Raw genomic sequence first — 3,058 nt, 5'->3', positions numbered from 1 at the left:
GGACCATGCGGCCGGACGGCTCCACCACTTCGGCTTGGGCCCGTTCGGCTCGTCCATGATCTCCCTTTTTCTGAGGGCTCGGTTCGCCTCCGGGGCACCGTGGTCCCCCAGCCACCGCTGGGAGGTACCCCTGTCGACGGTCGACCGTGCTCGGGCCCTCGCGCGGCGGCAGCCGCGTACCGATCGCAGCCCCCGGGCACCCCCGCGCGCTCTCCCTCACGACAGCGCGCGGCCCTTCGGCTCGTCCCCGGCTGCCGCCGGGGCGTGCCCACGCCCCGGGGCCGCACTGTCCGGAGGCGATTCAACCAGGTCCGCCCCCGCTCGCGCAGGCCGGCCGGAAAGACCTCGTCATGATCGGCGAAGACCCGCGGTCACGGCAGGCGCGGACGCGCCAGGGCCTCCAAGGGCCGGGCCCATCTCCCGGGCCTCCGAGGACCTCGTCGTCGGCCCGCTATTTCGGGGGCGCGGTGGTCCCGAGATACGGCGAGCCGCCCGACGAGGGCTGGGACGGGACCTCCAGCTGGGTCGGCGCGGGGGCCGGGGGTGTGGAGTTCGACGTCCGCAACAGCTCGGTGACCGAGAGAATCGGCTGTATCAGCGGGTTCAGCGCCGCCCCGGCGGGCTGGCGCAGCGCCGGTGGGTGCGGGGTGGACGTCGGGGACGGGGTGGCCGTGCGGGTGTCCGTGGTGGCCATCAGCCCCACCTCCTGGCGGGTCCGCTCCCGGACGCCCGTGTTCACGGCGTCGGCGCCGAACGGGGCGACCGCGGTGTCGGCGCCGTCGGCCGAGTTCCCCGGGGGGTCGACCGCCGCGTCCAGCGGAAGCGCCGCGCCGAGCGCGAAGGCCGCCAGGGAGACCGCTCCGGCCGCCGCGAAGGCGAACCTGCGGCGCGGGGCCGGGCGCTCGACCTCATGGATCCTGAAGCCGCGCTGACGCGAGGCCCTGGCCGACGCCGCCGGTGCGATCGCGGTACCCGGAGGCACCGCGGGCACGAAGGCGAACGTCCGCTCCCGTCTCTCCTCCGCCTCGCGGACATCGCGCGGGCCGCGGACGTCCCGTGGGCCGCCGTGCAGATCGCGCGGGCCGAAGACGCCCGAGCCGCCGAAGGCGGAGCCGCCTCCCATACCGTCCTCGCCGCCCGCGGCCAGGCCCTGCAGACGCGCCAAAAAGCCCTCGGACGGGGCCGGGGGCGCCGTCTGGGCGAACACACTCTTCAGCCGACGCTGAGCATCGGCCTCCGCCTTGCACTTGCAGCAGGTGGCGAGATGGGCGAGGACGCGCTCGCGCGCATCATGCCCGAGCTCACCGTCGACCAGAGCCGCAAGGCGGTCGCCGAGATGCTGCTCGGCGGGGGACGGACCGCCTGATCGGGTCACGCGATTCCGACCTCCCCGCTCAGCCGGGGGCCCGCGACACGCGGCGCCACCGCGGCGACCTCTCGCTGGTGTCCGGTCCGCGCCGCGGGGGCGCGGTGCTGCAGCGCCTTGCGCAGATGCGAGCGACCGCGGTGGATGCGGCTGCGCACGGTGCCCAGCTTGACCCCCAGGGTGGCCGCGATCTCCTCGTAGGACAGCCCCTCGATGTCGCAGAGCACCACGGCAGCGCGGAACTCCGGGGCGAGGGTGTCCAGCGCCTGCTGCACATCGGCGTCGAAGTGGGTGTCGTTGAAGTGCTGCTGGGGAGAGGGCTCGCGGCTGGGGAGCCGCTCCGCCGCGTCCTCGCCGAGAGCGTCGAAGCGGATGCGCTGCCGGCGGCGGACCATGTCGAGGAAGAGATTGGTGGTGATGCGGTGCAGCCAGCCCTCGAACGTGCCCGGGGTGTACGTCGACAGCGAGCGGAAGACGCGGACGAAGACCTCCTGGGTGAGATCCTCGGCGTCGTGCTGGTTACCGGTGAGCCGATAGGCGAGGCGGTAGACCCGTGCGCTGTGGGTGCTGACGATCTCCTCCCAGGTGGGAGGCGTCCACGCCGGTGCGTCCGCGCCCGTGGCGAAGGTCGCTGTGGTGGCGGAGTCGGCGACGGTGGCACCTCCCGTGCCCTTAGGGCTACGGGGGCGGGAACGGTCAGCATTGTTGGTCACGGATTTCGGCTCGCCCGCTGACCTGCGAAAGCGCTTCAGCACTCTCCGGTCACCGGCCGCAGCCGCACCTCCCCTGTCGGCTCTGGTGGTGTCCAGTAGAGCCCCTACCATATCCACCTCGCCCGTTAGCTCCGGATAAGCATTTTTGACCTGCATTTGGTCGTGATCCATACGGTCCCCCCGGGCTCTACAACGCCTGGTCCCATCTGCGGGTTCCCGTGCGCAGCGGATACAGTCACCGTTGCGCCAACTACGGGGACAGGAGAGGGTCATTACCGCCAACCGGCAGACGAGCTGGGCGTTCGCCGACGCGTTCGTCGCCGAGGACGAAGCCCTTCACTGGGCCCGGGACCGGGCCCGGGAGTCAGGGCTGCGCTCGGTGTCGGCCGGCACCGGCGCCGCGCTGCGGCTGCTCGCTGCCGCGGCCGACGCCAAGGCCGTCGCCGAGATCGGCACCGGGACGGGCGTCTCGGGCATCCATCTGCTGCGGGGCATGCGCCGGGACGGGGTGCTCACCACCGTGGACACCGAACCGGAGATGCAGCAGTTCGCCAAGCAGGCGTTCCGCGCGGCCGGGTTCACCGGGAACCGGGCTCGCTTCATCCCCGGCCGCGCCCTCGACGTACTGCCCCGGCTGGCCGACGGCGGGTATGACCTGGTCTTCTGCGACGGCGACCGCTCGGAGTGCCTGGACTACCTCGGTGAATCGTTGCGCCTGCTGCGGCCCGGGGGGCTGGTCTGCTTCGAGGGGGTCTTCGCCAACGGGCGGACCGTGGACTCCGCCGCCCAGCCCACCGAGGTGCTGCGCGTGCGGGAGCTGCTGCGGACCGTACGGGAGTCCACCGTGCTGCAGTCGTCCCTGCTGCCGGTCGGCGACGGTCTGCTCTGCGCGGTCAAACGGGACTGAGCGGCGGGGGCGGAGTTCAGCGGCGGGGCGGGGGCGAGCGGCCGGGCGACGGGGAGCGGCCGGGCGACGGGG

General features: G+C 73.2%; 3 protein-coding genes. 1 reads left to right on the top strand and 2 read right to left on the bottom strand.

What is annotated here, in order from left to right; translation table 11 throughout:
* Positions 1–451: 451 nt before the first annotated feature.
* Positions 452–1,375, bottom strand: coding sequence for an anti-sigma factor family protein (locus AXW62_RS39405; RefSeq protein WP_060948533.1), 924 nt, complete (start codon positions 1,373–1,375; stop codon positions 452–454).
* Entirely contained in the window at positions 1,372–2,190 is an 819-nt protein-coding gene (gene sigE, locus AXW62_RS39400; protein ID WP_079080453.1) for an RNA polymerase sigma factor SigE, read from the bottom strand. The genes AXW62_RS39405 and sigE overlap by 4 nt, the downstream gene beginning before the upstream one ends.
* A 130-nt stretch (positions 2,191–2,320) precedes the next feature.
* On the opposite strand from sigE, the gene AXW62_RS39395 reads away from it, so the two are divergent.
* Positions 2,321–2,986 (top strand): O-methyltransferase, encoded by a 666-nt coding sequence (locus AXW62_RS39395; RefSeq protein ID WP_030822820.1) that lies wholly within the window; start codon positions 2,321–2,323, stop codon positions 2,984–2,986.
* The last annotated feature ends 72 nt before the right edge of the window (positions 2,987–3,058 follow it).

It is taken from the genome of Streptomyces hygroscopicus subsp. hygroscopicus, from assembly GCF_001553455.1.
GTDB classification, from domain to species: Bacteria; Actinomycetota; Actinomycetes; order Streptomycetales; family Streptomycetaceae; genus Streptomyces; species Streptomyces hygroscopicus.
This window is presented reverse-complemented; position numbering and strand designations above follow the sequence as displayed.